The organism is Streptomyces sp. NPDC019937 (assembly GCF_040631655.1).
In the GTDB taxonomy this organism is placed as follows: Bacteria; Actinomycetota; Actinomycetes; order Streptomycetales; family Streptomycetaceae; genus Streptomyces.
In genome coordinates this window covers 134,804-158,022 of the sequence record NZ_JBEYAL010000014.1, presented here as the reverse complement: position 1 = coordinate 158,022, position 23,219 = coordinate 134,804, and the positions used below count along the sequence as shown (strand labels likewise).

General features: G+C 72.5%; 27 protein-coding genes. 13 read left to right on the top strand and 14 right to left on the bottom strand.

Annotated features, from left to right (window positions below; genetic code table 11):
• Positions 1 to 3: 3 nt before the first annotated feature.
• On the bottom strand, positions 4 to 1,227 hold the full coding sequence (locus ABZ562_RS16565; RefSeq protein WP_361479247.1) for an MFS transporter: 1,224 nt from the start codon (positions 1,225 to 1,227) through the stop codon (positions 4 to 6).
• Between the two features lie 291 nt (positions 1,228 to 1,518).
• Here ABZ562_RS16565 and ABZ562_RS16560 point away from each other — a divergent pair, with 291 nt between their 5' ends.
• Positions 1,519 to 1,824 (top strand): hypothetical protein, encoded by a 306-nt coding sequence (locus ABZ562_RS16560; protein WP_361479244.1) that lies wholly within the window; start codon positions 1,519 to 1,521, stop codon positions 1,822 to 1,824.
• On the opposite strand, the gene ABZ562_RS16555 is transcribed toward ABZ562_RS16560, so the two are convergent.
• Together ABZ562_RS16555 and ABZ562_RS16550 are read right to left on the bottom strand one after the other, a co-directional pair.
• The gene (locus tag ABZ562_RS16555) at positions 1,825 to 3,204 is read right to left on the bottom strand and encodes a serine hydrolase domain-containing protein (protein ID WP_361479241.1); all 1,380 of its coding nucleotides are present in this window, start codon (positions 3,202 to 3,204) and stop codon (positions 1,825 to 1,827) included.
• Entirely contained in the window at positions 3,201 to 3,449 is a 249-nt protein-coding gene (locus ABZ562_RS16550) for a hypothetical protein (protein ID WP_361479238.1), read from the bottom strand. Before ABZ562_RS16550 ends, ABZ562_RS16555 begins: the two co-directional genes overlap by 4 nt.
• A gap of 194 nt (positions 3,450 to 3,643) precedes the next feature.
• On the opposite strand from ABZ562_RS16550, the gene ABZ562_RS16545 reads away from it, so the two are divergent.
• The 4 genes from ABZ562_RS16545 to ABZ562_RS16530 all read left to right on the top strand — a co-directional run bounded on the left by ABZ562_RS16545 (position 3,644) and on the right by ABZ562_RS16530 (position 7,287).
• Entirely contained in the window at positions 3,644 to 4,585 is a 942-nt protein-coding gene (locus ABZ562_RS16545; RefSeq protein WP_361479235.1) for a MarR family transcriptional regulator, read from the top strand.
• A gap of 76 nt (positions 4,586 to 4,661) precedes the next feature.
• Positions 4,662 to 6,032 carry a ferredoxin reductase family protein gene (locus tag ABZ562_RS16540; protein WP_361479232.1) on the top strand — a complete coding sequence of 457 codons (1,371 nt, stop codon included), beginning with the start codon at positions 4,662 to 4,664 and terminating at the stop codon, positions 6,030 to 6,032.
• 14 nt (positions 6,033 to 6,046) lie between these two features.
• Positions 6,047 to 6,502: an FMN-binding protein gene (locus ABZ562_RS16535; RefSeq protein WP_361479229.1), complete on the top strand. Its 456-nt coding sequence runs from the start codon at positions 6,047 to 6,049 to the stop codon at positions 6,500 to 6,502.
• Positions 6,499 to 7,287, top strand: a complete 789-nt coding sequence (locus ABZ562_RS16530) for an FAD:protein FMN transferase (RefSeq protein ID WP_361479226.1) — start codon at positions 6,499 to 6,501, stop codon at positions 7,285 to 7,287. Before ABZ562_RS16535 ends, ABZ562_RS16530 begins: the two co-directional genes overlap by 4 nt.
• Positions 7,288 to 7,308: 21 nt before the next feature.
• Here ABZ562_RS16530 and ABZ562_RS16525 read toward each other — a convergent pair whose 3' ends face one another.
• Positions 7,309 to 7,692 carry a DUF488 family protein gene (locus tag ABZ562_RS16525; RefSeq protein WP_361479223.1) on the bottom strand — a complete coding sequence of 128 codons (384 nt, stop codon included), beginning with the start codon at positions 7,690 to 7,692 and terminating at the stop codon, positions 7,309 to 7,311.
• A gap of 51 nt (positions 7,693 to 7,743) precedes the next feature.
• On the opposite strand from ABZ562_RS16525, the gene ABZ562_RS16520 reads away from it, so the two are divergent.
• A complete protein-coding gene (locus tag ABZ562_RS16520; RefSeq protein WP_361479220.1) occupies positions 7,744 to 8,334 on the top strand; it encodes a pyridoxamine 5'-phosphate oxidase family protein in 591 nt (196 codons plus the stop codon).
• A 72-nt stretch (positions 8,335 to 8,406) separates the two neighbouring features.
• Positions 8,407 to 9,408: a bile acid:sodium symporter family protein gene (locus tag ABZ562_RS16515; protein WP_361479217.1), complete on the top strand. Its 1,002-nt coding sequence runs from the start codon at positions 8,407 to 8,409 to the stop codon at positions 9,406 to 9,408.
• A gap of 251 nt (positions 9,409 to 9,659) precedes the next feature.
• On the opposite strand, the gene ABZ562_RS16510 is transcribed toward ABZ562_RS16515, so the two are convergent.
• The 7 genes from ABZ562_RS16510 to ABZ562_RS16480 form a co-directional block, all read right to left on the bottom strand.
• Complete coding sequence (locus ABZ562_RS16510; RefSeq protein WP_361479214.1) at positions 9,660 to 10,220, bottom strand: arginine repressor; 561 nt, start codon at positions 10,218 to 10,220, stop codon at positions 9,660 to 9,662.
• Positions 10,221 to 10,239: 19 nt separating this feature from the next.
• Complete coding sequence (locus ABZ562_RS16505) at positions 10,240 to 11,430, bottom strand: acetylornithine transaminase (protein WP_361479212.1); 1,191 nt, start codon at positions 11,428 to 11,430, stop codon at positions 10,240 to 10,242.
• Positions 11,427 to 12,371 (bottom strand): acetylglutamate kinase, encoded by a 945-nt coding sequence (argB, locus tag ABZ562_RS16500; protein ID WP_361479209.1) that lies wholly within the window; start codon positions 12,369 to 12,371, stop codon positions 11,427 to 11,429. Before argB ends, ABZ562_RS16505 begins: the two co-directional genes overlap by 4 nt.
• The gene (argJ, locus tag ABZ562_RS16495) at positions 12,368 to 13,525 is read right to left on the bottom strand and encodes a bifunctional glutamate N-acetyltransferase/amino-acid acetyltransferase ArgJ (RefSeq protein ID WP_361479206.1); all 1,158 of its coding nucleotides are present in this window, start codon (positions 13,523 to 13,525) and stop codon (positions 12,368 to 12,370) included. The genes argB and argJ overlap by 4 nt, the downstream gene beginning before the upstream one ends.
• Positions 13,522 to 14,550, bottom strand: a complete 1,029-nt coding sequence (argC, locus tag ABZ562_RS16490) for an N-acetyl-gamma-glutamyl-phosphate reductase (protein ID WP_361479203.1) — start codon at positions 14,548 to 14,550, stop codon at positions 13,522 to 13,524. Before argC ends, argJ begins: the two co-directional genes overlap by 4 nt.
• A gap of 103 nt (positions 14,551 to 14,653) precedes the next feature.
• On the bottom strand, positions 14,654 to 15,751 hold the full coding sequence (locus ABZ562_RS16485) for a hypothetical protein (protein ID WP_361479200.1): 1,098 nt from the start codon (positions 15,749 to 15,751) through the stop codon (positions 14,654 to 14,656).
• Positions 15,752 to 15,849: 98 nt separating this feature from the next.
• Complete coding sequence (locus ABZ562_RS16480) at positions 15,850 to 16,287, bottom strand: hypothetical protein (protein ID WP_361479197.1); 438 nt, start codon at positions 16,285 to 16,287, stop codon at positions 15,850 to 15,852.
• A 174-nt stretch (positions 16,288 to 16,461) separates the two neighbouring features.
• Between ABZ562_RS16480 and ABZ562_RS16475 the strand changes: the two genes are divergently transcribed.
• The 4 genes from ABZ562_RS16475 to ABZ562_RS16460 all read left to right on the top strand — a co-directional run bounded on the left by ABZ562_RS16475 (position 16,462) and on the right by ABZ562_RS16460 (position 19,212).
• Positions 16,462 to 16,818, top strand: a complete 357-nt coding sequence (locus ABZ562_RS16475; protein WP_055557472.1) for a YciI family protein — start codon at positions 16,462 to 16,464, stop codon at positions 16,816 to 16,818.
• A gap of 65 nt (positions 16,819 to 16,883) precedes the next feature.
• Positions 16,884 to 18,119: a DUF6596 domain-containing protein gene (locus ABZ562_RS16470; protein ID WP_361479194.1), complete on the top strand. Its 1,236-nt coding sequence runs from the start codon at positions 16,884 to 16,886 to the stop codon at positions 18,117 to 18,119.
• A 53-nt stretch (positions 18,120 to 18,172) separates the two neighbouring features.
• Positions 18,173 to 18,688 (top strand): GNAT family protein, encoded by a 516-nt coding sequence (locus ABZ562_RS16465; protein WP_361479191.1) that lies wholly within the window; start codon positions 18,173 to 18,175, stop codon positions 18,686 to 18,688.
• 35 nt (positions 18,689 to 18,723) lie between these two features.
• The gene (locus ABZ562_RS16460; RefSeq protein ID WP_361479188.1) at positions 18,724 to 19,212 is read left to right on the top strand and encodes a nucleoside deaminase; all 489 of its coding nucleotides are present in this window, start codon (positions 18,724 to 18,726) and stop codon (positions 19,210 to 19,212) included.
• Between the two features lie 16 nt (positions 19,213 to 19,228).
• Here ABZ562_RS16460 and ABZ562_RS16455 read toward each other — a convergent pair whose 3' ends face one another.
• From ABZ562_RS16455 to ABZ562_RS16445, 3 genes are all read right to left on the bottom strand, one after another.
• A complete protein-coding gene (locus ABZ562_RS16455) occupies positions 19,229 to 19,762 on the bottom strand; it encodes a hypothetical protein (protein WP_361479185.1) in 534 nt (177 codons plus the stop codon).
• A 100-nt stretch (positions 19,763 to 19,862) separates the two neighbouring features.
• Positions 19,863 to 20,444 carry a histidine phosphatase family protein gene (locus ABZ562_RS16450; RefSeq protein ID WP_361479182.1) on the bottom strand — a complete coding sequence of 194 codons (582 nt, stop codon included), beginning with the start codon at positions 20,442 to 20,444 and terminating at the stop codon, positions 19,863 to 19,865.
• A gap of 88 nt (positions 20,445 to 20,532) precedes the next feature.
• Positions 20,533 to 21,978 carry a PLP-dependent aminotransferase family protein gene (locus tag ABZ562_RS16445; protein ID WP_361479179.1) on the bottom strand — a complete coding sequence of 482 codons (1,446 nt, stop codon included), beginning with the start codon at positions 21,976 to 21,978 and terminating at the stop codon, positions 20,533 to 20,535.
• Here ABZ562_RS16445 and ABZ562_RS16440 point away from each other — a divergent pair.
• Entirely contained in the window at positions 21,977 to 22,906 is a 930-nt protein-coding gene (locus ABZ562_RS16440; RefSeq protein WP_361479176.1) for a DMT family transporter, read from the top strand. The two genes, ABZ562_RS16445 and ABZ562_RS16440, sit on opposite strands and share 2 nt — an antisense overlap.
• A 102-nt stretch (positions 22,907 to 23,008) precedes the next feature.
• Positions 23,009 to 23,209, top strand: coding sequence for a DUF1918 domain-containing protein (locus tag ABZ562_RS16435; protein ID WP_361479173.1), 201 nt, complete (start codon positions 23,009 to 23,011; stop codon positions 23,207 to 23,209).
• Positions 23,210 to 23,219: the final 10 nt, after the last annotated feature.

Genomic DNA, 23,219 nt, shown 5'->3' with positions numbered 1-23,219 from the left:
GAGTCAGCGCGGTGTTCGGGGCGGTGTCGGGGGCGCGGTCTCGTGGCTCCGGACGGGTTGGGTGTGCTGTGCTCCGGCCGCGGGGGTGAGGAAAACCGCGATCACGATGATGCCGAGGACGACGATCATGGCGGTGCTCAGTCCGTAGTGGTCGCCGAGGAAGCCCAGACCGGGTGGGCCGACGAGGAAGGCGATGTAGCCGATCGTTGCCGCCAGGCCGACGCGGGCGGCGGAGTCGGGGCCGGAATCGCCCGCGGCGGAGAGGGCCACGGGAAAGCCGAGTGAGGTGCCAAGACCCCACAGCAGCACGGCAGGGACGACGAGCACGGGAGAGTCGACGAAGATGACCACGGCCAGTCCGAGGGCCGCGCTGAGGGCGCTGATGCGCAGGGTGCGGGCGCGTCCGATGCGGTCGACGACGAGTCCGCCACCGATCCGGCCCACGGTCATCGCGGCGGCGAACCCGGCGAAGACCGCCGATCCGAGGGACGCGTCGAGGCCGTGGTCATCGACCATCAGGAGCGGGAGCCAGTCGTTGGCGGTGCCCTCGGCCAGGGCCAGGGCCAGGATGACGCCGCCGATCAGCAGCAGGCGCCGGTCCTTCCACACCGGGCTCGCGGACGCGGCGTCGCGGTCGGCGGCAGCAGCGGTCCTGCCGATTCCCGCGGGGATGGCGCGGCAGGCGTAGACGGCGAGCGCCGCCGTGGCCACGACGACGGCGAACAGATGCCAGTGCACGGGGAATCGGACGGCGGTGCACAGGATGCCCAGGCACGCGCCGATGACGGTGCCGAGACTGAAGAAGCCGTGGATGGTGGGCAGCAGCGTGCGCCCGCTGATCTTCTCGATGTCCGCGCCGTCGACGTTGACCGCGACATCTCCGGCGCCCATGCCGACGCCGAAGAGAAACAGCCCCGCGGTGACGAACGGTGCTGAGGTGGCCAACGCCCCGCATCCCATCACCCCGAGACTCAGGACCATGAGCAGGGTTCCGGCGCCGATGACCGGCCGGGTCCCCAGGCGCGCCACCAGCCGTCCGGAGCCGAGCACGCCGATCATGGCACCCGCCGAGAGGCCGAACAGGACGAGGCCCATCTCGCTGGTCGAGGCGTGCAGCGCGTCGCGGACGTCGGGGGTGCGGGTGACCCAGGAGGACAGGGCCAGGCCCGGTATGAGAAAGAGGATGAAGAGGGCCGTTCGGCGGCGTCGCACCGCGTGGTCCGTCATCGTGGCCGATCTTTCAGACGAAGGGACAAGGCGCGCGCCCGAAGCAGTACATGCACAAAAAATATGTACGAACGTACACTTCCGTGGAGTGCTACGGAAGCAGGAGACAGGTGTGACCAGGAGCACTCGCAGCCCGAACGACCCGGCGCGACGGGACCGCGTCAGGGGCCGCGGCGGCCACCGATTCGGGTGAATCTCCGGTCGGTTCCCCGCTCAACGGGCGGCCAGGCTCGCACACTTGGGAAGCTGGCGCCCGTTGGCGCGGCTTCTCCCTGCCGAAAGGTGTCCGACGTGAAACTCAGTGCTTCAGTCGCCACAGCCGTGATGGGCGCCGTCGCCCTGCTGCCCACCACCGCCCTGGCGGCCACCGGCGGCTTCTACTGGAGCCCGGACGGCAGCGGAACCCTGTCCGCCTCGCTGGCGAACCCGCAGTCCGGCCATTGCTACACCTTGCGAGGCAGTCAGCCCCCCTTCTACGCGATCAACGTCACCGACTCGACCGTGCACTACTACGCTTCGGCCGGCTGCTCCGGTTACATGGGATCGCTGACCCCGAACATGTCCGGCAACGTCACCCGGTATGTGAAGTTCGACTGATCAGCCGTCCAGTCGTGGGTGCACCCGGCAGTTGGTGTGGAGGTATCGGGCGTTGCCGTGTGTGAAGTCGTAGATCGCGACGGTCTGGGTGTCCTCCGACGGGTCCGCCGGAGGCACCAGGAAGTGCGTCTCGCTCACCGGGAGCAGTTCATGTCTGATGCGGTCCGGTGTCTGGAGGAACGCCGCCCGCACCGGGTCGAGGACCAAGGTCAGGTACAGCTTTCCGCCTTCGGCCGACACCTCGTACCGTGTGCCGGGGCGCCCGTAGACGCCCTCGTACCTGGACGGGTCGAGGGTCGGCGACGCGTCCGGTGCGGGCAGGTCCGGGATGGTGACGGTGCCGAGGCCGGTCAGGATCTCGTTGAACACCTGACGGTAGAAGCTCTCCCGTGGTCCGCCGTTCGTCAGCATCGTGATGGCGGTGCGCGAGTCCGGCAGGAGCCGTAGCCGGGCGTTGTGGCCGATCGTGCTGCCGTCGGTCGCGTAGACGGTCTCGCCATGCCAGTCGCACACGACGAGACCGAGCGCCCATGCGGGCCCGAACATGTACGGATCCGGTACGGGCACCCGCGAACGCGTCATCTCCCGGATGGCTTCCGCCGAGACGACGCGCTGTCCGCTCGGCGCCACGCCCTCGTCGAGCAGCACGTGCGCCATGGCGAGCACCTCCCGGGTCGTCGAGGTGACGTTGCCGCCGGGGCCGAAGGCACGCGGAAGGCGGTCCACCGGTGTGACGGTGGGGCCCTCCCCCGGGGTCCGGATCAGGTGCCCGGTCGCGGCCCGGGCGGCGTCCACCTGCTCGTACCGGCTGCTCGTGCTGGTCAGCCCCATGGGGTTGAAGAGGCGATCCCGCATGACGTCGTCCCAGCGCTTGCCGTCGCACACCTCCAGGATCCGCGCGAGAAGGGCGTACCCCAGCGCCGGGCTGTAGCCGTGGGTGTGGCCCGGCGGGAAGAGCTGGGGCGCGTCGGCGATGTTCTCGACCATGCGCTCGTAGACGTCGTCGTCCTCGCCGGGGTCGCCGTAGGCCTCCTCGATACCGCTGGTGTGGCACAGCAGGTGGCGAGGGGTGACCGTGGCGCTCGCCTCGGGGTCGGCCACCCTGAAGCCGGGCAGATAGGTCCGTACCGGCTCGTCCAGATCGGCTTTCCCCTCGTCGACGAGTTGCATGAAGGCCAGGGCGGTCCATGTCTTGGTCATCGAGCCGCACTGGTACACGGTGTCCGTGGTGGCGGGTTCCCGCGTTTCCACGTTCTTGACGCCCACCGCGAGTTCGGCGATCTCCCCGTCGTGGAGCACGCCGATCGCGGCGCTCGGAATGCCGTACTCCACCAGGAGTTCCGCGACCCGGGCCCGGATCCCCGCCACTTCGATGCTCATCGCGGGAGGCCGACCGCGTTCGCTGCGTCCGCCTCGAAGTAGTCCGTCGTGGCGTAGGCGCCGGCGTGTGCTTCGAAGAAGTCCCGAACGCCCTCGATGGAGTCGTGGGTGAGGATGTTCACCGCCTTCGCCCCGTCCTTGCTCGCGACCGCCACCTTCCACTCGGCGCCCTTGGGGAGCGCGGCGTATGCCTTCTTCAGGCCACTCCAGAACTTGCCGCCGTCCGAGACGGTGGAGACGGCCATCACGTGCATCATCGTGTCCCCCCTCTTTCAAGATGAGGAAAAGCTACGTTGCGTTTTAGAGGGCGTCAACGTGGTCAACCACAAATCAGAAGCCCAACAGCCTATCGTTGCAACAGACTTGTGAATGAACGCAACTTCCGCAGCCGGTCCGTTGCAACGTACTGTTGGTGAACGCAAAGCGAGGAGGTGCGCCGGTGCCAGGAGGCAGGCTGACCCACGACGACCGCCGGCAGATCGCGGCATGGCTCGCCGACGGGCTCGGCTACGCCGAGATCGGCCGACGGCTCGGCCGGCCGACGTCCACGATCAGCCGCGAGGTGGCCCGCAACGGCGCAACCGGCACCTACCTGGCCGACCCCGCGCAGCAGGCCGCCGGACACCGCGCCCGGCGGCGCAAGCCGGGCCGGACGGCCGAGCCGGTGACCGACGGGCAGCCGACCGAGGTGGTCCGGGGTTTCGTGGACGATTTCGCCACCCTGCTGGCCGCGACCGGCCTGCCCCGGATGACCGCCCGGGTGTTCGTCTGTCTGCTCACCGCCGACGGCGGCGGCCTGACGGCGGCCGACCTGGTGCGGCGGCTGCGGGTCAGCCCGGCGTCGGTGTCCAAGTCCATCGGCTCCCTCGAAGCCATGGAGCTGGTCGTGCGCCGGCCGGACACCGGTGGGCGTCGCGAGCGGTACCTCATCGACGACGACGTGTGGCTCCGGGCCTGGCAGGCGGATACCGGCGCACACGGCGAGATCGCGACCGCGGCACAGCGGGGCATCGAGATCTTCGGTGCCGACACGGCCGTCGGCGCCCGGCTCGGCGCGATGGGCCGGTTCTTCGCCCGGCTGAGCGAGCAGATGAGTGGCAGCCCCCTCGGCCAGGCCGTCGCGTACGACGGGCTGACCGTGCTCGCCGCCCTCGTGCACGCCGGTCGGCCGCTCACCCTCGGCACGCTGGCCACCGCGCTCGGCTGGCCCCGGGAGCGGGCCACCGCCGCCCTGGAGGCGGTCCGGTGTCAACCGGCCCTCGCCGATCCGCTCGCCCTGCTTGCCGTCGGGCCCGAGACGTACTCCCTCACCACGAGACCCGACCGCCTCAGCCCGGCGCAGCGCGCGGCGCTGTCGACGGCGCGTACCGCAAACTTGTGAATTCCTCCGGCCTTTGAGTCATCGTCCGTTCCCAGCCGTACCCCTGTGCACCGGAGCCATAGGAAGGGGACGGGCCGTGACGACGCTATTGAACAGCCGGGCCGGTCGGCGGCTGGCCCTGCGCCAGATTCGGCCACGGCGCTCCCCCGCCGTGCCGCTGGTGCTGCTGAGCTGGGCGGGGGCGGCCGCGGTGCTGTCGCTGTGGTGGATGAACACCCCGAACGTCACCGGCAACGCCGCCTGGCTGAACGGTGCCGGGCGGCTCAGCGGGCTGCTCGCCGGGTACGTCCTGGCGCTGGTGGTGCTGCAGATGGCGCGGGTGCCCGCGCTGGAGCGGCGGGTGGGGTCGGACCGGGTGGCGCGGTGGCACGCGATGAGCGGGCGGTACGCGCTGTGCCTGATCCTCGCCCATGTGGGCCTGATCATCGCGGGGTACGCCACCCAGGGCGGCGTCTCGTTCGTCGCGCAGACCGAGACCATGGTGCTCACCTTCCCCGACATGCTCGAAGCGACGGTCGGCACGGTGACCCTGGTGGTGATCGGGCTGGTCTCCGCCGGGATGGTGCGCCGGAGGCTCCCGTACGAGGTCTGGTACTACCTGCATCTGCTCACCTACGCGGCCGTCTTCCTGACCTTCTGGCACCAGCTCAGCAACGGCGCCGAGTTCGTGGGCGACATGACGGCGCAGACCGCGTGGTACGTGCTGTACGGCGCGGTCAGCGCGCTGGCGATCTGGTACCGGCTGCTGGTGCCGCTGCGGCTGAACCTTCGGCACCGGATGCGGGTGGAGGCGGTCGTCCAGGAGGCGCCCGGGATCGTCTCGGTGCTGATCAAGGGGCGCAAGCTGCACCGGATCGGCGCGGAGGCCGGGCAGTTCTTCCGGTGGCGGTTCCTGGCCCCGGGGCTGCGGTGGGGCTCCCATCCGTACTCGCTGTCCGCCCCGCCGCGGCCCAACCTGCTGCGGATCACGGTGAAGGCGGTGGGCGGGCACAGCACGGGGCTCGCCGAGCTGAAGCCGGGGACCCGGGTGTGGGCCGAGGGGCCGTACGGGGCGATGACCGCGTCCCGCCGCAGCCAGGGCAAGGTGCTGATGATCGCCGGTGGGGCGGGCATCACCCCGATCCGGGCCCTGTTCGAGACGCTGCCCGGCAAGGGCGGCGACCTGACCCTGCTCTACCGCGCCCGGACCGTCGAGGACCTGGCGCTGTGGGGCGAGCTGAAGCAGATCGCGACCGAGCGGGACGCCCGGCTGCTGTACGCCGTCAACGGCCCGGACGGGGCCCGGCCGGAGATCAGCGCGGAGCGGCTGCGGGCGCTGCTGCCGGACATCGACGAGCACGACGTCTATCTGTGCGGGCCCCCGGGCCTGACCGAGCACGCGTACGAGGCGCTGCACGACGCGGGGGTCCCCGACCGCCGCATCCATCATGAATCCTTCGAGCTGTGACCTGAGGTGGAGCCATGAAGAGGAAGCATCCGCTGCGCCGCATCGTCCTGGGCACGGCCGCCACCGTCGCCGGTGTCGTGGCGCTGCTCGCGCTGAAGCAGCCCGCCGGCGGCCAGAACGTCGCCGGGCCCCCGGCCGGGCAGGCCCCGCCGCCCGTCGCGGCCACCGCGCCGGGCGCGGGCGGGGGCGCGGGGGGCGGGCAGACCGTCACCGGTGACGTCGTCGACACGCAGTACGGGCCGGTACAGGTCAGCGTGACCATGAGCGGCGGGAAGATCACCGCCGCGCAGGCCGTCAAGACGCCGAACTCCGGACCGCGCAGCGAGCAGATCGCCAAGGACTCCATCCCGCAGCTCAACCAGCAGGCGGTGTCCGCCGCGAAGGTCGACACCGTGTCCGGTGCGACGTACACCAGCGAGGGCTACTCCAAGTCCTTGCAGAGCGCTCTCGACAAGGCGGGTACCCAATGACGTACGGCGATGACCAGTCCCTGCGCCATGTCGAACACGTCATGGGCACCGTCTTCTCCTTCGACCTGCGCGAGGTCCACGACGCCGACCGGCCCCGGGTGCTGGCCGCGCTGGACGGGGCCGTGGTGGGGCTGCACCGGGTGGACGAGCTGTTCTCCACGTACCGCCAGGACAGCCAGATCAGCCGTCTGGGGCGCGGGGAGCTGACGCTGTCGAGTTGCGAACCGGAGGTACGGGACGTGCTGGACCTGTGCGAGGAGGTCTCGTACCGCAGCGACGGCTGGTTCACCGCGCGCTACGCCGGGCGGCGGGCCGATCCGACCGGCCTGGTCAAGGGGTGGGCCGTCGAGCGCGCCGCCCGGATGCTGGCCTCGGCGGGCGCCGGTTCGGTGTGCGTCAACGGCGGTGGCGACGTGCAGGTCCACGGCGGTCCGTGGCGGGTGGGCATCGCCGACCCGATGCGGCGCGGTGAGCTGCTGGCGGTGGTGGAGGCGCACGGCGAGCTGGCCGTGGCCACCTCGGGCCCGGCCGAGCGGGGCTGCCACATCCTGGACCCCCACACCGGCCGCCCCCCGGCGGACGGCCTCGCCTCGGTGACGGTGGTCGGCACCAGCCTGACGGAGGCGGACGCCTGGGCGACGGCGGCCTGCGCGATGGGCGCCGAGCGCGCCCGCCCGTGGCTGCAGCGGCAGCCGGGCGCGGAGGCGTTCGCGGTGACGGCAGAAGGGACGACGTGGCAGACGAGCGGTTTCGCGCGTTTTTCGGCTGAGCTGTGCGCTTCGTGACCGGAGTGCGCCTGCTGGTGGTCAGCGGTGGCCGCGTACCGCGTCGGCCAGGAGGCCCACGTGGCCGTGGCTCAGGTCCTTCACGGCCGTGAGGAGCGTGAGGGTGCCCTGTCCGGCCAGCTCGCGGAGGCGGTCCACGGCCTCGCGGTGCTCCGGTTCCGCCAGCTCCGCGCGATACCGCCGGGCGAACTCCGCGAACCGCTCCGGTTCGTGCCCGTACCAGCGGCGCAGCTCCGTCGAGGGCGCGGCGGCCTTGGCCCATTCGTCCAGATGGGCGTCTTCCTTCGCCAGGCCGCGCGGCCACATCCGGTCCACCAGGACGCGGGTGCCGTCGTCCGGCTCCGGGGTGTCGTACACGCGGCGGACCCGGATCCCGGGGCGGGGCCGCCGACCGTTTTCTGCCATGTCTCCATCGAATCATCCCTGCGGCGTCGACCCCGGCGGATAATGCGCCACATGGGAAAGGTGTACGAACGTATCGATGGCAGACTTCGCACATTCATCGAACAGCAGAAGATCTTCTTCACCGCCACCGCGCCGCTGGCCGGGGACGGCACCGTGAACCTGTCCCCCAAAGGGGTGTCCGGTTCGTTCGCCGTGCTCGACGAGCGAACCGTGGCCTACCTGGACTTCTCCGGGAGCAACGCGGAGACCATCGCCCATCTGCGGGAGAACGGCCGCATCACGTTGATGTGGTGCGCCTTTGACGGGCCGCCGAACATCGTGCGGGTGCACGGGCGGGGTGAGGCGGTGTTCCGCGACGATCCGCGCTTCGCGGAGCTGGTCAAGCACTTTCCGGGGGTCGAGGTGCGCTCGCACGGGCTGCGGGCGGTCATCGTGGTGACGGCCGAGCTGATCCGGGACACGTGTGGGTACGCGGTGCCCTTCATGGACTACCGCGAGGACCGCACGCTGCATGCCCAGCGGTTTCGGCGCGAGGACGACGAGGAGAAGCTGACCGCTTACTGCGAGCGGAAGGACCATGTCGCCAGCAGTCTGGACGGGCTGCCGGGGTTGCCGCTGCCGTTGCCGCCGCTTTCGCTGTAGTCGCTTTGGTTGTAGCGACCAGATATCGAGACGGTCTTGCGTGGCGGGGGTCGCGCAGCGTTCGATCACGCCGTGCGATCCGAATCCAAGAGCCCCGCGACGGACTCCCCCTCTTCATCAGCGGAGCCCGCTGCCGGGTCCGCCGACCGGGCGGCCCGGCGGGCCGTCACCGTCTTCCCCCTGCTCGTCCTCGCCGCCGGAGTGGCGGGCCTGAGCACGCCCGGCACCTTCACCGGCTGGGCGCCGAGCGTTCCCTACCTGCTCGGCGTCATCATGTTCTGCATGGGGCTCACCATGACCCCGTCCGACTTCACGGGTGTGGTGAAACGGCCCTGGGCGGTGGCGCTCGGGCTGGTCGCCCACTATGTGATCATGCCCGGTCTGGGGTGGCTCATCGCCAACGGTCTCGGGCTGTCGCCCCAGTTGGCGGCCGGGGTCATCCTGGTCGGCTGCGCGCCGAGCGGGACGGCGTCCAATGTGGTGACGTATCTGGCGCGGGGTGATGTGGCGCTGTCGGTCTCGGTCGCCACCGTCTCCACGGTGCTCGCACCGCTCGTCACGCCGCCGCTGACGTTGCTGCTGGCCGGGGAATTCCTGCCGGTGGACGCGCAGTCGATGGTCACCGACATTGTGAAGACGGTGCTGTTGCCGGTGGTGGGCGGCCTGGTCGTGCGGCTGGTGGCGGGGCGTTACATCGCGCGGGTGATGGGGGCCCTGCCGTGGTTGTCCGCCGTGACGATCGGCGTGATCGTGGCCGTGGTCGTCGCGGGCAGCGCGGAGGCGATTCGGTCGGCGGCGGGGCTGGTGCTGCTGGCGGTCGTTCTGCACAACGGGCTGGGGCTGGCGTTGGGGTACGCGGCGGGGAAAGTCGCGCGGTTGGGTGCGCCGGCGAGCCGGGCGATGGCGTTCGAGGTCGGAATGCAGAACTCCGGGCTCGCGGCCTCTCTTGCTGCGGCCCACTTCAGCCCGCTTGCCGCGCTTCCGGCGGCCGTCTTCTCGGTGTGGCACAACGTGTCGGGGTCGGTGGTGGCGGCGTGGATGGCGCGGCGGGCGCGGCGGGTGGGCGAGGCCTAGCCCCCACCCCGCCCCTTCCCGAATCCGGGGGCAAGCCCCCCGGCCCCCCTTGGTGGGGGCTCCGCCCCCACACCCCCGCCGGGGCTCCGCCCCCGGACCCCGCTCCTCAAACGCCGGAGGGGCTGGGCGGTACTGCCCGGAGGGGGTGGGTCGTTCCCGGTTGTGGGCAGGCGTCCCGCAGGGCGGGACGGGTGGGCACAACCGGCCACCGGGCCGCACCCCACCGCGAAACCCAGGGGGGCGCCGCCCCGTCAGCGGGCGCCTTGGGCCAGGCGGAGGAGGTGGTCGGCCAGGGCCTGGCCGCCGCTGGGGTCGCGGCTGATGAGGAGCACCGTGTCGTCGCCCGCGATCGTGCCGAGGATGACGTGCAGCTCCGCCGAGTCGATGGCCGAGGCCAGGAACTGGGCCGCGCCGGGCGGGGTGCGCAGGACGACGAGGTTGGCCGACGCCTCCGCGGAGATGAGGAGTTCGCCCGCCAGCCGCGCCATCCGCGCCTCGCTCGCCGACTCGCCGAGCGGGGCGCGCGGCGTGCGGTCGCCGCCTTCGCTCGGCACCGCGTAGATCAGCTCGCCGCCGGTGTTGCGGATCTTCACCGCGCCCAGTTCGTCCAGGTCGCGGGAGAGCGTCGCCTGGGTGACGGAGAGTCCGTCGTCGGCGAGGAGCTTCGCGAGCTGGCTCTGGGAGCGGACCGGCTGCCGGTTCAGGATGTCCACGATCCGGCGGTGGCGGGCGGTGCGGGTCTGCGGCACGGACGGTCCGTTGTGGTTCGCGTCGGCGTCGTGCCCCGCCTCGGTGTGCTGGGCCTCGGTCATCGTCTCGTCAGTCTCCGGATCATCGTTCCCCTTGGCCCTCGTGTGCGGCGTTCAGGACGGCGGGCAGCTCCCGGAGCAAGGTGTCCACGGCGTCGTCGCCGACGACGAGCGGCGGCGCGAGCCGGACCACGTCCGGCCCGGTCGCGTTCACCAGGAGTCCCGCGTCCTGAGCCGCCTGCTGCACCTGTGGCGCGAGGGACTCTGTGAGCACGATACCGAGCAGCAGCCCCGCGCCACGGACCTGACTGATCAGAGGGTGGTCGAGCGATTCGATTCCGTCACGCAGCCGCTCCCCCGCCCGCTTGACGCGATCGAGGATTCCGTCGGCCGCGATCGTGTCGAGGACGGCGACGGCGGCGGCACAGCTGACGGGGTTCCCGCCGAAGGTGGACCCGTGCTGACCTGGGGTCAGCAGGTCGGCGGCGGGGCCGAAGGCGACGGTGGCGCCGATGGGCAGGCCGCCGCCGAGGCCCTTGGCGAGGGTGACGACATCGGGTTCGACGCCCTGCGCCTGGTGCTCGAACCAGTGTCCGGTACGGCCGATTCCGGTCTGTACCTCGTCGACCACGAGCAGCGTGCCGGTGGCCCGGGTGATCTCGCGGGCGGCGGCGAGGTAGCCCGCCGGGGGGACGATGACGCCGTTCTCGCCCTGGATGGGCTCGACGATGACCAGAGCGGTGTCGGTGGTGACGGCCGCGCGCAGCGCCTCGGCGTCGCCGTACGGCACATGGGTGACGTCGCCCGGCAGCGGAAGGAACGGTTCCTGCTTGGCGGGCTGGCCGGTCAGGGCGAGCGCGCCCACGGTGCGGCCGTGGAAGCCGCCCTCGGTGGCGACCATATGGGTACGGCCGGTCCGCCGCCCGATCTTGAAGGCGGCCTCGACGGCCTCCGCGCCGGAGTTGGAGAAGTAGACCCGCCCGCTGCGGCCGAAGAGCTGGAGCAGCCGCTCGGCGAGCGCCACCGGGGGCTCGGCGACGAAGAGGTTCGAGACGTGGCCGAGCGTGGCGACCTGGCCGGATACGGCCCGTACGACGGCGGGGTGGGCGTGGCCGAGGGAGTTGACGGCGATACCGCTGACGAAGTCGAGGTATTCCTTGCCGTCCGCGTCCCACACCGTGGCGCCCTCGCCGTGGGTGAGCGGGACGCGCGGCGTCCCGTAGTTGTCCATCATCGCGCCCTGCCAGCGCCGCGTCAGCTCCGCGTTGCTCACTGGTCCGCCCCCTCATCGTCGGCGTCCGGCACGACCATCGTGCCGATGCCCTCGTCCGTGAAGATCTCCAGCAGGATCGAGTGCTGCACCCGCCCGTCGATGACGCGCGCGGTGGTGACGCCGTTGCGTACGGCGTGCAGACAGCCCTCCATCTTGGGCACCATGCCGCTGGCCAGGTCCGGCAGCAGCTTCTCCAGCTCGCTCGCGCCGAGCTGGCTGATCACCTCGTCGCTGTCGGGCCAGTCCGCGTACAGGCCCTCGACATCGGTGAGGACCATCAGCGTCTCGGCGCGCAGCGCGGCGGCGAGCGCGGCCGCCGCCGTATCGGCGTTGACGTTGTAGACGTGGCCGTCGTCGGAGCTGCGCGCTATGGAGGAGACGACGGGGATGCGGCCGTCGTCCAGCAGCGCCTGGATGGCGCCGGTGTCGATCTCGGTGATCTGGCCGACCCGGCCGATGTCCACCTGTTCGCCGTCGATCTCGGCGAAGTGCTTGGTGGCGGACATCAGATGGGCGTCCTCGCCGGTCATGCCGACCGCGAGCGGGCCGTGCTGGTTGAGCAGCCCGACCAGCTCGCGCTGCACCTGCCCGGCCAGCACCATCCGTACGACGTCCATCGCGTCGTCGGTGGTGACCCTCAGGCCCGCCTTGAACTCGCTGACCAGGCCGTGCCGGTCGAGCTGGGCGCTGATCTGCGGGCCGCCGCCGTGGACGACGACCGGGCGCAGCCCGGCGTGCCGGAGGAAGACGACGTCCTGGGCGAACGCGGCCTTCAGCTCCTCGTCCACCATGGCGTTGCCGCCGAACTTGATGACGACGGTCTTGCCGTGGTGGCGGGTCAGCCAGGGCAGCGCCTCGATGAGGATGCGGGCCTTGGGCTGGGCGGTGTGCTTGCGGGCGGTCGGCTGGTCCGTCTTCGGAGAGGGGTTCGGCCGGCTCATGAGGAGTACGCGCTGTTCTCGTGGACGTAGTCGGCGGTCAGGTCGTTGGCCCAGATGACGGCGGACGCGCCGCCCGCGGCCAGGTCGGCGGTGATCCGTACCTCCCGGTAGCGCATGTCGACCAGCTCGCGGTCCTCGCCGACCGAACCGTTCTTGCAGACCCATACGTCGTTGATGGCGACGTTGAGCTGGTCGGGCTCGAAGGTGGCGGAGGTGGTGCCGATCGCGGACAGCACCCGGCCCCAGTTGGGGTCCTCGCCGTGGATGGCGCACTTGAGGAGGTTGTTACGGGCGATGGAGCGGCCCACCTCCACCGCGTCGTCCTCGGTGGCGGCGCCGACGACCTCGATGCGGATGTCCTTGGAGGCGCCCTCGGCGTCACCGATCAGCTGCCGCGCGAGGTCGGCGCAGACGGCGCGGACCGCCTCGGCGAAGTCGTCCGCGGCGGGGGCGACCCCGGAGGCGCCGGAGGCCAGCAGCAGCACGGTGTCGTTGGTCGACATGCAGCCGTCGGAGTCGATCCGGTCGAAGGTGGTGCGGGTGGCGTCGCGCAGCGCGGTGTCCAGCGCGGCGGCCTCCACGTCGGCGTCGGTGGTGAGCACGACGAGCATGGTGGCCAGGCCCGGGGCCAGCATGCCCGCGCCCTTGGCCATGCCGCCGACGGTCCACGCCCCGTCCGGGCCGGTGGCGACGGCCGTCTTGTGCACGCTGTCGGTGGTCTTGATGGCGATGGCGGCCTTCTCGCCGCCGTGCTCGCCGAGGGCCGCGGCGGCCGTCTCGATGCCGGACAGCAGGGGTTCCATGGGCAGCCGGATGCCGATGAGCCCGGTGGAGGCGATGGCTATCTCACCCGCGCTGTGCCCGAGGACGTCGGCGGCCTTCTCGGCGGTCGCGTGGGTGTCCTGGAAGCCGAGCGGACCGGTGCAGGCGTTGGCGCCGCCGGAGTTGAGGACGACGGCGGAGACCTGGCCGCCCTTCAGGACCTGCTCGGACCAGAGCACCGGGGCGGCCTTGACGCGGTTGGAGGTGAAGACGCCCGCGGCGGCCAGCCGCGGTCCGTTGTTGACGACGAGAGCGAGATCGGGGTTCCCGTTCTCCTTGATCCCGGCCGCGACGCCGGAGGCGGTGAAGCCCTTGGCTGCCGTCACACTCATGGAGCGACTCCGATCGTGGAAAGTCCCAGCTCCTCGGGGAGACCGAGGGCGATGTTCATGCTCTGGACCGCGCCGCCCGCGGTGCCCTTGGTGAGGTTGTCGATCGCGCTGATCACGATGACCCGGCCCGCCGCCTCGTCGAGGGCGACCTGGAGCAGGGCGGCGTTGGATCCGTACACGGCGGCGGTGGAGGGCCACTGCCCCTCCGGCAGGAGGTGGACGAACGGTTCGTCGCCCAGCGCCTTCTCGTACGCGGCCCGCAGCGTCCCGGCCGTCACGCCGGGCTTCGCCGGGGCGCTGCAGGTGGCCAGGATGCCGCGGGACATGGGGGCGAGGGTCGGGGTGAAGGAGACCGAGACCCGCTCCCCCGCCGCGGCCGACAGGTTCTGGATCATCTCCGGGGTGTGCCGGTGGCCGCCGCCCACGCCGTACGGGCTCATGGACCCCATGACCTCGCTGCCCAGCAGATGCGGCTTGGGCGACTTGCCCGCGCCCGAGGTCCCGGTGGCGGCGACGATCACGGCGTCGGGCCCGGCCAGCCCGGCCGCGTACGCCGGGAACAGCGCGAGCGAGACGGCGGTGGGGTAGCAGCCGGGAACCGCGACGCGCTTGGACCCCTCCAGCGCGGCGCGGGCCCCCGGCAGCTCGGGGAGGCCGTACGGCCAGGTGCCGGCGTGCGGCGAACCGTAGAACTTCTCCCAGTCGGCCGCGTCCTCCAGCCGGAAGTCCGCGCCGCAGTCGATCACCAGCACCTCGTCGCCGAGCTGCTCGGCGACGGCGGCGGACTGCCCGTGCGGCAGCGCGAGGAACACCACGTCGTGCCCGGCCAGCGCCTCGGCCCCGGTCGGCGCCAGCACCCGGTCGGCCAGCGGGACCAGATGGGGCTGGAGGGAGCCGAGCGGCTGTCCGGCGTTGGTGTTGCCGGTCAGCGCGCCGATCTCGATCTCGGGGTGCGCGAGCAGCAGCCGCAGCACCTCACCGCCCGCGTATCCGCTCGCTCCCGCCACCGCTGCGCGTATCGCCATTGCCATCCTCCCTCATGGATGGCATGACTATACGTTCGACGGCAGCTTTATGCAAAGAATATTCAGGCAGGGCTTAACCTCCCTGTGCGCGCCGGGAGCCCCCCTAGGACCGCGTCGCCCTCCCGCACTCGTCCGCCGCGGACTCGCCGCGCCCGACCGGCGTGCTGCGGTCGTACGGGTCGACCTCCGCGCCGGTCTCGTCCGCCCGGCGGTCCGTGCCGAAGGGCGGGACGAAGTAGCCGGTGGGGGCGCCGCAGCCGCCGTTGGTCATGGCGTACTTGTACGAGACGACCGAGAACGTGCCCGGCTCGGTGATCACCTTGTCCGGGTCGTCCCAGCTCAGGATCAGCTCGCGCCGGACGATCGTGCGCACGATCTCGTCGTCGCCGCCGCCCGCGTCCGCGCGGGTGACCGGGTAGACGAAGGTGACATCGGCGGTCACCTGGACCGCGCCGCGCTCGCCCTCCCGGTAGGTGAGCCGGCCCCGGGTCTTCACGACGTCGCCGACCAGGCGGGTGCGGGAGGGCTGGAAGCGGCTGAAGAGGAGGAGCGGGTCGTTCTTCTCGCTCGGAGTGCGGAACGCGGTCTTCAGAAGGTCCTGGACGTCCTTCTGGTGCGGGTTGATCAGTGCGATCGCCTTGCCGGGGCGCTCACCCCGCAGCACCCCGCGGTCCAGGCCGGACGCGACGAGGAAGTCCCGGCTGCGGGCGAGGGCCCGCTCGACCTCGGCCGCACTCATCCAGCCGACCGCCCCGGCCTCCGGCACGGTGATCCCCGCCGCTCCGCTCGCCCAGCCCGCCGCCGGCGAGCCGCGGAACGGCTCCTTCGTGGTGGGGCGCAGGGCCGCCTCCGCCGGAGGTGCCCCGGCCGGGCGGGCGGTCTCGGCCGCCGACGGCGGGGAGTCGGCGCCGGCGAACAGGTCCACTACCCACCCCGGCGCGAGCGCCACCACCAGCAGCACCAGCGAGGCCAGCAGCCCGGCCACGTACCAGCCCGTGCGCCGCCCGGGCCGCGCGGGCGGGTGGCCGCGCCGGCCCTCCATCTCCCGGCCGGGCTCCGCGCGCAGCCGGTTCGCCACGTCGCGGGCCCGCGCCGACGGCTCCTTGGGCGCGTCGGCGGCACCCGCCACCGACTCGCGCAGAAACCGCTGCCACTCCTCGTCAGATCTGGACGAGCCGTCCGGCTCCGTACCCGCACCCATCCCCAGCCCCCTGGCACTCAGCAGAACGCGGCCCACTCCCCTGGGACGCGTCCGCATAATGACACAGGGCGCCGACAGCGGGGCCGGACGCGGCAGCCTCACCCCGCTCGCCGACGCGCCACCGAGAGGATGCCCAAGATGAGGGCGAGCACGAAAAGCGCCAGTCCGCCGATGATCACCGGATTCACCCAGCCGGGCACCAGCTCGGACGCCAAACCGCCCTCCGTGACGCACTGCGCGCTGATCGGCAGCGTCGCCCGCGTCACGATGTGATCTCCCGGCAGCCCCTCCACCGCGCACATCTGATCCGGATCCAGGACATAGAACCCCGACACCACCCCCCATGTGTACGCGCCGAACGCCGCCGCGCCCGCCATGACCATCACCAGCACGCACGTCGTGACGCTCGGCAGATGCCACCCGCTGCCCGGCAGCCGCCTGGAGGCCCGCAGCGCGAGCCCCAGGGCGGCGCCCGCGCACACGAGCGGCATCAGGAGCGGCGCGAAGACCAGGGTCAGCAACACAAAGCTCGCCATGCTCGCCCAGACACCGCCCGGACAATGCCGGTTCCCTCGCGCGTCGAGGGACCGACGGCACCCCCGGAGAAATCGCCGGAAGTTTTTTCCGGGGAGCTGTCGATCCGGGTGTCTCCCGTTCGACGTAAGGGTGAGAGGCGGGGAGTGGCCCCGCCCGGCGACCGAGGAGTCACCATGCCGCGCTTTCTGACCCTGATCCGCATCGACGAGAAGAACGCCCCCGCCGAGGGTCCCAGCCCCGAGCTGATGGAGCGCATGGGCGCCCTGCTGGAGGAGATCACCAAGGCGGGCGTCATGCTCGACACGGCCGGGCTCAAGCCCACCTCCGAGGGCACCCGGGTCACCTGGTCCGGCGGCAAGATCAGCTACACCGACGGGCCGTTCACCGAGAGCAAGGAGGTCATCGGCGGCTACTCCCTCATCCAGGCCAAGGACAAGGCCGAGGCGCTGGAGTGGACCAAGCGGTTCCTGGAGACCCACGAGGACTACTGGACCGTCACCGCCGAGGTCCGCCAGATCGACGAGGGCTGATCAGGCTCCCGGACCGATCCGGTTCCGCTTGCCGCACCACCGGGCGGCTGCTCTGATGGGTGGCCGTGACGGCAGCGAACGCGACCGAAACGGTCGAAGCGGTCTTCAGGATCGAATCCGCGCGCATCATCGCCGGTGTCGCCCGCATCGTGCGGGATGTCGGCATCGCCGAGGAACTCGCGCAGGATGCCCTGATCGCCGCGCTGGAACAGTGGCCGGAGTCGGGCGTCCCGGACAAGCCGGGAGCCTGGCTCATGGCCACCGCCAAGCACCGCGCGATCGACCTCGTACGCCGCAAGGAGACGTACGCGCGGAAGCTGGCCGAGGTCGGGCGGGCCCTGGAGGACGTGCCGCCACCCGATCCGGCGGACCTCGACGACCCCGACGGCATCGACGACGATCTGCTGCGGCTGATCTTCACCGCCTGCCATCCGGTGCTGTCTCCGGAGGCCCGGATCGCCCTGACCCTGCGGCTGCTGGGCGGGCTGACCACGGAGGAGATCGCCCGCGCGTTCCTGGCCTCGGAGGCGGCCGTCGCCCAGCGGATCGTCCGGGCGAAGCGGTCGCTGGCCAAGGCCGGGGTGCCCTTCGAGGTGCCGTACGGCGAGGACCGCACCGCCCGGCTCTCCTCGGTCCTGGAGGTCATCTACCTGATCTTCAACGAGGGCTACTCCGCGACGGCCGGGGACGACCTGGTGCGCCCCGCCCTGTGCGAGGACGCGCTGCGCCTGGCCCGGGTGCTGGCGGGGCTCATGCCCAAGGAGCCCGAGGTGCACGGGCTGGCCGCGCTCCTGGAGTTCCAGGCCTCCCGCATCCCGGCACGCACCGGCCCGGACGGCGCGCCGGTGCTGCTCGCCGACCAGAACCGGGCCAGGTGGAACCGGTTGCTCATCCACCGTGGCGTCGAGGCCCTGCACCGGGCGGGCCACGGCCCGTACGCCCTCCAGGCCGCGATCGCCGCGTGCCACGCGCGGGCGGTCCGCTACGAGGACACCGACTGGGGAACCATCACCACCCTCTACGACCGGCTGGCCGCGCTCACCCCGTCCCCGGTGGTGGAGCTGAACCGGGCGGTGGCCGTCTCGATGGCACAGGGCCCGGCGGCCGCGCTGGAACTGGTCGACGCCCTGGTCGCGGACCCCGCGCTGCGCGACTACCACCTGCTGCCGAGCGTCCGCGGCGATCTGCTGGAGCGCCTGGGGCGGCGGGCGGAGGCCCGCGCCGAGTTCGAGCGCGCCGCCTCCCTCACCCGCAACGCCGCCGAGCGCCGGCTGCTGCGGGAGAGGGCCGAGCGGCTCTGAAACGCATTCGCCCCGCTGGTGCTCACCCCCGCTTCCTGACATCGTCGGCGTCCATGCGGACGACTCTGCACGGCGCCCGGGTTGGCTTGCGGCCCACCGTCCCCGCCGACATCCCCGCGCTCGCCGCCATCCGCGCGAAGCCCGAGGTGTACGCACGCTGGCGGGGCGGCGAGGACCTGGTGGCGGCGGTGACGGAGGACCTGGCCGAGCCGGACACCGAGACGCTGGCCGTGGTGCACGAGGGGGCCGTGGTCGGCATGATCCAGTGGTCGGCCGAAACGGACCCCGACTACCGGCACGCGAGCATCGACATCTATCTGGACCCGGCGGTACACGGCCGTGGGCTCGGCACCGACGCCGTGCGCACCCTGGCCCGGCACCTCGTCCGCGACCACGGCCACCACCGCATCGTGATCGATCCGGCCGCGGACAACGCCGCCGCCATCCGCGCCTACGGCAAGGCCGGGTTCCGTCCGGTCGGCGTGATGCGCCGCTACGAGCGCGGGCCCGACGGCACCTGGCACGACGGTCTGCTGATGGACCTGCTGGCCGAGGAGCTGACGGATTGACATGCTGCCCTTGGATCACCACTGGGGGAGGCATCGTGGCCGACAACACGACCGACGACGACCTGCGGCATCTGCGCCGCTGTGTGGAGCTGGCGACCGAGGCCCTGGAGGCGGGCGACGAACCCTTCGGCTCGGTGCTCGTCGCCGCCGACGGGACCGTCCTGGCCGAGGACCACAACCGGGTGGCGGGCGGTGATCACACCCGCCACCCGGAGTTCGCCCTGGCGCGCTGGGCGGCGGGGCGGCTGACGCCCGCGGAGCGGGCCGCGGCCACCGTCTACACCTCGGGCGAGCACTGCCCGATGTGCGCCGCCGCGCACGGCTGGGTCGGGCTCGGCCGCATCGTGTACGCCAGTTCCTCGGAGCAGCTGGCGGGCTGGCTCGCCGAACTCGGCGTGCCGGCGCCGCCGGTACGGACCCTGCCGATCCGGGAGGTCGTGCCCGGCGCGGTGGTGGCGGGCCCGTATCCCGCGCTCGCCGAGGAGGTCCGGACGCTGCACCGCCGCTTCCACGGCGCGGCCTGAGCGGGTCAGCGGGGCGTCAGAAGATGAGGTGCACGGTGAAGTTGGTGTCCAGCCCGGTGACGCTGACGGCGTGGACGAAGCCGTGGGCGGTGCGGTAGCGGCCCGTGCCGCCGGTGATCGCGAGGTTGATGTCGGGCTCGGGACCGGCCGCGGTGACGGAGATCATCCCCTGGATGGTGATGTCCCCGCCGGGAAGCCTGAGGGTGCCCACGCACTGCTGGTCGAACGAGTCGACGACGGGCCCGACCCGGGTCAGCGTGCACACCTCGCCGAACGTCCCCACCGTGGTGCTTCCCTGGAGAAGGTCCCCGCTGAGGACGAACTCGTCCCCCTGGCTGGGCCCGGGCGTGCCCACATCCACGAAGCTGAACTGCGTCTGGTGGGCGACGAGATCGAAGACCCGCTCGCGCCCGCCCGGGAACAGCGGATCGCCGCCGCCCCCGGTCGGCGCCGAGGCGGCGGCCGCGGCGGGGGCGGCACACAGGAGGGCGGCGGTCAGGGCGGTGGCGGCGCTCAGGCCGAGGTGGCGAAGGCGGCGGAGGTGGCGCATGATGACAGTTCCCATCGGGTCGTAGGGGCTCCGGCATCAGCGTCGCGGGTCGCGCGGGGCCCGGCGACTCCACAAGATCATCCGAGTGAACGTCACCGGCTCAGCCCGGCGCGCCACCCTCCACCCGCAGCCGCCACTGCCCGGCGCGGCCGGTGAGGGTGACGGTGGACAGCGGGGTCACGTCGACGTTCCAGTAGCAGTGCGGCGGCGCCTTGATGGCGTACGTCAGGGCGGCGCGTATCACCCCGGGGTCGGCCACCGCGAGCACCTTGACGTGCTCCTCGACCGGCCGGGTGTCCAGCCAGCCGCCGACCCGGGTGATGAACGCCAGCAGCGACTCGCCGCCGTACGGCGCGGAGCGGGGGTCCGCGAGCCACACGTCGACCGCGCGCGGCTCGCGCGCCATCACATCGGCGAACGTACGGCCGCCCCAGCGGCCCATGTCCCAGTCGCGCAGGGCGAGTTGGACGAGCGGGGTGAACCCGAGCGCGAGGCCGGTCTCCCGGCTGCGCGGCGACGGCGAGCAGTAGCGCAGCTCGGCCGCGGCCAGCGGCAGGAGGACGGGCGCGGCGCGCTCGGCGGCGCGACGGCCCTCCGGATCCAGCGGCCGGTCGTCGCCGAAGCGTTCCCCGAGCCGCGAGGAGGTCGAGGCGGCGGCGACCAGCGTCAGCCGAAACGTCATTCGCGCATCGTACGGTTCGGTGGCCGCGCGGGAGGGGTCCTGTGCGAGAAGTGAGAGGTCCGGGTCCGCCGCGTGGTTGCGTCGTTTCCTATCCCAGCACCTCGTCGCAGGCGGTGCGCAACCGCCGTGCGCCCTCGGCGAGTTCGCCGGTGCCCGCGACCGAGGCGAAGCTCAGCCGGACGTGCGGGGCGGGCGGCTCGGCGCTGAAGTACGGGCGGCCGGAGGCCACCGCGACTCCGGCGCGCAGCGCGGCGGAGGCGAGCGCGCCCTCGTCGGTGCCGTGCGGCAGGCGCAGCCACAGGTGGTAGCCGCCGGGCGGGACGTGCGGGGACGGCAGGCCGGGCAGCTCGCGGCGGACCGCGGTGACCAGAGCCTCGCGACGGGTGCGCAGTTCGGCGGCGACGGTCCGCAGATGGCGCGTCCAGGAGGGCGCGCCGACCAGTTCCAGCGCGGCTTCCTGCAGCGGGCGCGGGACGAAGAAGCTGTCCACGACCTGGATCGCGCGCAGCCGCTCCAGCGCCGGGCCGCGGGCGGCGAGCGCGCCGACCCGGAGGCTGGGCGAGGTGGCCTTGGTGAGGGAGCAGACGTGGACCACCACCCCGTCGGGGTCGTCCGCGGCGAGGGCCGCGGGCAGCGGGGGCGCGTCCTCGTGGACGAGGTAGCGCGCGAAGTCGTCCTCGATCACGAACGCGCCCGCCTCGCGCGCGATCCGGATCACCTCGCGGCGCCGTTCGGCGGAGAGCACCGCGCCGGTCGGGTTCTGGAACAGCGGCTGGCAGACGACGACGCGGGCGCCGCCCGCCCGCAGCGCCTCGGCGAGCAGATCGGTACGGATGCCGTCGGCGTCGGCCGGTACGGGGACCGGGCGCAGCCCGGAGGCGCGGGCGGCGGCGAGCATGCCGGGGTAGGTGGGCGACTCGACCACGACGGGCGCGCCGGGCGGGGCGAGGGCGCGCAGCGCGCAGGTCAGCGCGGACTGGCCGCCCGCGGTGACCAGGACGTCGGCGGCGGTGACCGTGCCGCCGCGGCCGCCGATCTGGTGGGCGAACCAGGCGCGCAGCTCGGGCAGTCCCTCCATGGGCGGGCGGCCCCAGGCGCCGGGCCGGCGCCCGGCCCGGGTGAGGGCGGCGGCCAGCGCCCGCTCGGGCTGGAGCGAGGGGTGCAGATAGCCGCTGTTCAGCTCCAGGATTCCGGGCGGCGGGGCGGCGAGGGTGGCCAGGACGCCCGAGGCGTCGACCGAGCGCGGGACCGATTCGCCGGGCGTCTCGACGCTCAGCGCGACCTCCTGCCAGGAGGTGTCCCCGGCCCGCGGCGCCTCGACCCGGGGCGCGGCACGGAAGGCACCGGCGCCGGGCCGGGTGACGACCAGCCCCTCGGCGGCGAGCGCGGCCAGCGCGCGGGAGACGGTGACGGGGCTCACCCGGTGGCGTTCGACCAGGGCACGACTGGACGGCAGCTTCTCACCGGGAGAGTAGCGATTCAGCTCACGCCGGAGAGCTTCTGCCAGTTCAGCGACACTGCTACGCTCGTGCATGAGAACACAGGATAGCGCTACTGTCGACGACACGATAGCGGTGAGCGGTGACCCCGGCACCGTCGCGGCAACCGCTCCCACCCAAAGCGGGACGCTGCTGGCCGCCCTCGGGGTGGTCGCCTTCTCCCTCACCTTCCCCGGCACCGCCTGGGCCCTGGAGGGGCTCGGCCCCTGGTCGGTGACCACCTGCCGGGTGGTGCTCGCCGCGCTGGTGGCCGGGGGCGCGCTCGCGGCGCGGCGGGTGGCGCCGCCGCAGCGGCGCCACTGGCCCGGGCTGCTGGTGGTCGCGGCCGGGGTGGTGGTCGGGTTCCCGCTGCTGACCACGCTCGCGCTGCAGACCTCCACCACCTCGCACGCCGCCGTGGTCGTGGGGCTGCTGCCGCTGACCACGGCCGCCGTGTCCGCCGTACGCACCGGGGCGCGGCCCTCGCGCCGGTTCTGGGCGGCGGCGCTCACCGGGGCCGCGGTGGTGATCGGATTCGCGGTGCAGCAGAGCGGCGGCGCGCCGACCATCGGCGATCTGTATCTCTTCGGCGCGCTGCTGGTGTGCGCCGCGGGCTACGCGGAGGGCGGGCGGCTGGCCCGCAGCATGCCGGGCTGGCAGGTGATCGGCTGGGCGCTGGTGGCCTGCGTTCCGGTGGCGCTCCCGGGCGCGGTGGTCGCGCTGCTCAGCGAGGACGTGCGGCTCGGCGGCCACGCCGTCGCCGGGCTGCTGTGGCTGGCGGTGGGCTCGCAGTTCGTGGGGCTGGTGGTCTGGTACCGCGGCATGGCCGCCATCGGCGTGGCCCGGGCCAGCCAGCTGCAGCTGGCCCAGCCGCTGCTGACCCTGGTGTGGTCGGTGCTGCTGCTCGGCGAGCACATCGGCCCCGCCGCGCCGATCGCCGCCGTCGCGGTCCTGGTGTGCATCGGGGTGACGCAACGGGGGTGAACCCGGGCGGACCCGGCGGGCGCGATCCGGGTGGACCGGCCATAGACTGGCCACAGGGATCGCATCGCCCTCCGGGTAGCCGCACTACAGGAGGTCACGCAGATGGAGGCGACCGTAGGCGACAAGCTGCTGGTGCACGGCAGGGTTGTCGGAGTTCACGACCGGACCGCAGAGATCATCGAAGTGCTCGGGGACCACGGTGAACCGCCGTACCGCGTCCGTTACGAGGACGACGGTCATGAGTGCCTGTTCTCCCCCGGACCCGACTCGGTCGTACGTCACCTGCCCGCCGGACAGCGGTAGCGAGGGCGGC

Coding starts and splice junctions, on each gene's coding strand:
- ABZ562_RS16565 (WP_361479247.1), bottom strand. CDS start 1,227: ATGACGGACCACGCGGTGCGACGCCGCCGAACGGCCCTCTTCATCCTC.
- ABZ562_RS16555 (WP_361479241.1), bottom strand. CDS start 3,204: ATGAGCATCGAAGTGGCGGGGATCCGGGCCCGGGTCGCGGAACTCCTG.
- ABZ562_RS16550 (WP_361479238.1), bottom strand. CDS start 3,449: ATGGCCGTCTCCACCGTCTCGGACGGCGGCAAGTTCTGGAGTGGCCTG.
- ABZ562_RS16535 (WP_361479229.1), top strand. CDS start 6,047: ATGAAGAGGAAGCATCCGCTGCGCCGCATCGTCCTGGGCACGGCCGCC.
- ABZ562_RS16530 (WP_361479226.1), top strand. CDS start 6,499: ATGACGTACGGCGATGACCAGTCCCTGCGCCATGTCGAACACGTCATG.
- ABZ562_RS16525 (WP_361479223.1), bottom strand. CDS start 7,692: ATGGCAGAAAACGGTCGGCGGCCCCGCCCCGGGATCCGGGTCCGCCGC.
- ABZ562_RS16520 (WP_361479220.1), top strand. CDS start 7,744: ATGGGAAAGGTGTACGAACGTATCGATGGCAGACTTCGCACATTCATC.
- ABZ562_RS16510 (WP_361479214.1), bottom strand. CDS start 10,220: ATGACCGAGGCCCAGCACACCGAGGCGGGGCACGACGCCGACGCGAAC.
- argB (WP_361479209.1), bottom strand. CDS start 12,371: ATGAGCCGGCCGAACCCCTCTCCGAAGACGGACCAGCCGACCGCCCGC.
- argJ (WP_361479206.1), bottom strand. CDS start 13,525: ATGAGTGTGACGGCAGCCAAGGGCTTCACCGCCTCCGGCGTCGCGGCC.
- argC (WP_361479203.1), bottom strand. CDS start 14,550: ATGGCGATACGCGCAGCGGTGGCGGGAGCGAGCGGATACGCGGGCGGT.
- ABZ562_RS16485 (WP_361479200.1), bottom strand. CDS start 15,751: ATGGGTGCGGGTACGGAGCCGGACGGCTCGTCCAGATCTGACGAGGAG.
- ABZ562_RS16480 (WP_361479197.1), bottom strand. CDS start 16,287: ATGGCGAGCTTTGTGTTGCTGACCCTGGTCTTCGCGCCGCTCCTGATG.
- ABZ562_RS16475 (WP_055557472.1), top strand. CDS start 16,462: ATGCCGCGCTTTCTGACCCTGATCCGCATCGACGAGAAGAACGCCCCC.
- ABZ562_RS16465 (WP_361479191.1), top strand. CDS start 18,173: ATGCGGACGACTCTGCACGGCGCCCGGGTTGGCTTGCGGCCCACCGTC.
- ABZ562_RS16455 (WP_361479185.1), bottom strand. CDS start 19,762: ATGCGCCACCTCCGCCGCCTTCGCCACCTCGGCCTGAGCGCCGCCACC.
- ABZ562_RS16450 (WP_361479182.1), bottom strand. CDS start 20,444: ATGACGTTTCGGCTGACGCTGGTCGCCGCCGCCTCGACCTCCTCGCGG.
- ABZ562_RS16440 (WP_361479176.1), top strand. CDS start 21,977: ATGAGAACACAGGATAGCGCTACTGTCGACGACACGATAGCGGTGAGC.
- ABZ562_RS16445 (WP_361479179.1), bottom strand. CDS start 21,978: ATGCACGAGCGTAGCAGTGTCGCTGAACTGGCAGAAGCTCTCCGGCGT.
- ABZ562_RS16435 (WP_361479173.1), top strand. CDS start 23,009: ATGGAGGCGACCGTAGGCGACAAGCTGCTGGTGCACGGCAGGGTTGTC.